This is a genomic window from bacterium (assembly GCA_029210545.1).
GTDB lineage: Bacteria > BMS3Abin14 > BMS3Abin14 > BMS3Abin14 > BMS3Abin14 > JARGFV01.
The window spans coordinates 1-2,665 of record JARGFV010000185.1 but is presented as its reverse complement, the minus strand read 5'-3'; the positions used below and the strand labels follow the sequence as shown (position 1 = coordinate 2,665).

General features: G+C 54.8%; 3 protein-coding genes. All 3 read right to left on the bottom strand.

Annotation, left to right across the window (positions count from 1 at the left end; genetic code table 11):
- Window positions 1-127: 127 nt before the first annotated feature.
- The 3 genes from P1S46_12125 to P1S46_12115 all read right to left on the bottom strand — a co-directional run bounded on the left by P1S46_12125 (window position 128) and on the right by P1S46_12115 (window position 2,522).
- Window positions 128-871 carry a lysophospholipid acyltransferase family protein gene (locus tag P1S46_12125; protein ID MDF1537217.1) on the bottom strand — a complete coding sequence of 248 codons (744 nt, stop codon included), beginning with the start codon at window positions 869-871 and terminating at the stop codon, window positions 128-130.
- 17 nt (window positions 872-888) lie between these two features.
- A complete protein-coding gene (locus P1S46_12120; protein ID MDF1537216.1) occupies window positions 889-1,242 on the bottom strand; it encodes a response regulator in 354 nt (117 codons plus the stop codon).
- Between the two features lie 320 nt (window positions 1,243-1,562).
- Window positions 1,563-2,522, bottom strand: a complete 960-nt coding sequence (locus tag P1S46_12115) for a CsgG/HfaB family protein (protein ID MDF1537215.1) — start codon at window positions 2,520-2,522, stop codon at window positions 1,563-1,565.
- Window positions 2,523-2,665 lie beyond the last annotated feature (143 nt).

Sequence of the window (2,665 nt, the reverse complement as noted above, 5' to 3'; positions counted from 1 at the left end):
AAGGAAAGGGAAAACGACGCTTTTCCCTTTCCGTGGAGCGAAAAGTCCCGGATTGGACTTTTTGCGACTCTATCAATCTTGAGACATTCAACTGCAAAGTGTCACCTCTTCTCCCTTCTCCCTGTTTTTATCCCCCTCTTCCCTCTTCCAGTGTCTTCTCCATGATCCCCCTCACCCGCTCTGAAAGATCGTCCCTGTCATCGTAGCTGAGTTCCTCAGTGGGAACAGGATCGTGGATGGTCATCTTAACCGCCGCGCTTCTGGCCCACAGGCTGCCCTTGGGCAGGGATCGCCGGGTCCCGGAAATGGTCACAGGCAGGATCGGGATACCTGTTTCGATGGCCATGACGAACGCACCCTTTTTGAAGGGTTTCAGGCCGCCGGTTTCGGACCGGGTCCCCTCGGGTGCCAGCACCAGGGAGACGCCCCGCTGACGGAGGTCCTTCCCGGCCGCATGGAGTCCGTTCATGGCCTTCAAGTGATTTTTCCTGTCGATGAGGAAGTGACCGGCACGCACCAGCGCGCTTCCGAAAAGGGGAACTTTCATCAACTCCACTTTGCCGATGAAACGCAACTGGAGCGGCAGGGCGTAGAGAATAACGGGGATATCCATATTGCTCTGGTGGTTCATGACGACGATATACGGATCGTCCAGGGATGGGATGCGCCCGGTCCCTTCCACCGTCACTCGGACATCAGCTAACCAGAGAACCAAGCGCGCCCAGCGGTGGGCCAGGGGCCCGTTGATCTTCCTTTCATCGACCCTCAGAAACAACATTACGGTAGCCGTGGCAGCGAGAAGGAGGATGGACAAAGGGATGAAAAGAAGGGATCGGGTCCCCACTAGCAGTGTGTCGAGAAACCTGCGCATCCCGCCTGCGCCGGGTATCAGGGCAGTGCCTGAAGGGCCCCCACAAGTTCAACGAAGGGGATCGGTTTGTTGAACGTTCTGAGCGCTCCGGCGTCCGTTGCCGAAAGAACCAGCCCGGAGGAGTCGTCAGCCGTGATGACCAGCACTGACAGGTCGGGGTCGAACTCCTTGGCCCTGCGGATAAGTTCCACACCGTTCATCTCCGGCATGATGAGATCGGTGATCAGGACGGATATGTCGTCCTTTGTGAGTATCTCAAGAGCCTCCGGGCCGGAGGAAGCCTCTACCGCGACAAACCCCTCGGCCTCGAGGTATTGCCGTACCGACCATCGAACCAGATGCTCATCATCCACGATCAAAATTTTTTTCATTTCCCCACCATCGTCAATAATGTCAACCTCAGCAAAAAGTCTCTTCGAGCCATTTTGCGAGGTGGCGCCAGGATAATCACGGTTAATCATAGCAAGCAAAATAGGGACCAAAAATGTTGAAATATCTGAAAGCAAAATCCGCTATATTTCAACATGTTACGCAAATTACGAATTCGTATTGGAAATATGTTGTGCTATTTAACACCAGGCTAGGTATTCTCACCCACTTTTATCGCCTGCTGAGCACAGGAAAAGACCGCCCATCGGGCGGTCTTTTTCGTTAAGCCTGAGGAAAAATTTAACGGTTTGGTTCTCACCCTTCACTGTAGTTTAACGATATCTCCCCGCTTGAAACCGGACCCCTCGATGCTTTCGGCGATGGAAAATTTGTCCGAGACCTGGACGACCCTGACTGCTCCCGCTCGTGTAATAGCGTTCCCCAGGGATAGCCCGGAGGCGGGATCGATGAGTTCCTCGCCCTTGGAATAGACAGTGAAAACCATGTCGGAACCGATGTTCATGTTCGCCCCGGCGTTGATGTAAACCTGTGATCCGTCAATTTTCACGACAGAGCCCTGCCATGTCTGCTCTTCCATGTTATCAACAACAAACCGGACAGCATCGGCCACAGCCAATCGGGTGGCTTTACCCAGGGCGGTTTTTTTGTAGGTGCTTCCCCCGAAGGCCACGCCGCTGAAAAAGGCGATGCCGCCGATCTTGCTGCTGGAGATCTTGCCCTCAGCCCGGTGGGACTGCAGGATCTGCCCGGTGGTGGCATCGATGAGGCGCATGTCAATGGCCACGTGGCCGGTGCTGGTCTTGCCTCCTATCCCTATACCGCTGACCATGATCCCTCCGCTTCCACCGCTCTCCTTTTCAATGAACTCGGTGATGGCTCCCTTGACCAGGACCTGGGCACCGAGCAGTTCACCGATCCGTGCCGCCGTTTCCTGCCGGACGCGGCCGGTTTCTCCGAGATCCTGTTCCGCCATCACCTCGTCAAGGGCACCACGTTCGATGACGATGAAGCGGTTGGTTTTCATGAGTTCGGTGATGATCATCTCTGTCATCCTCTCCTCGATGTTCCAGCTCCTGTCCCACCACCTGTTGCTCACCTTGTTGTCGAACTCCAGAACAGCGATTCTCTTCTTCGGCCCGTCGTACGGAGGGTAGCTGATCTCCTCTTCGGCCTGCACATTGGTGCTGCTCCCCGCGGTCTGGCATGAGGCCAGTGAGAGAGCCACGATCATTATCACTGCCAAACTTGATAACTTTTTCAACATGTTTTTAACCTCCGGTTAGAAACAGAATACAGAACTCATAACACAGAATACAGAATACAGAATACCCGAAATCCGCGATTGGTTTGGGCCGGCCTCCGGTCGGGGTGTCTGAGGGGTCTGTTTTTGACACGCCGGTCCTG

Excerpts from the sequence above, each read along its gene's own strand:
- P1S46_12125 (MDF1537217.1), bottom strand. The coding sequence starts at position 871 with ATGCGCAGGTTTCTCGACACACTGCTAGTGGGGACCCGATCCCTTCTT.
- P1S46_12120 (MDF1537216.1), bottom strand. The coding sequence starts at position 1,242 with ATGAAAAAAATTTTGATCGTGGATGATGAGCATCTGGTTCGATGGTCG.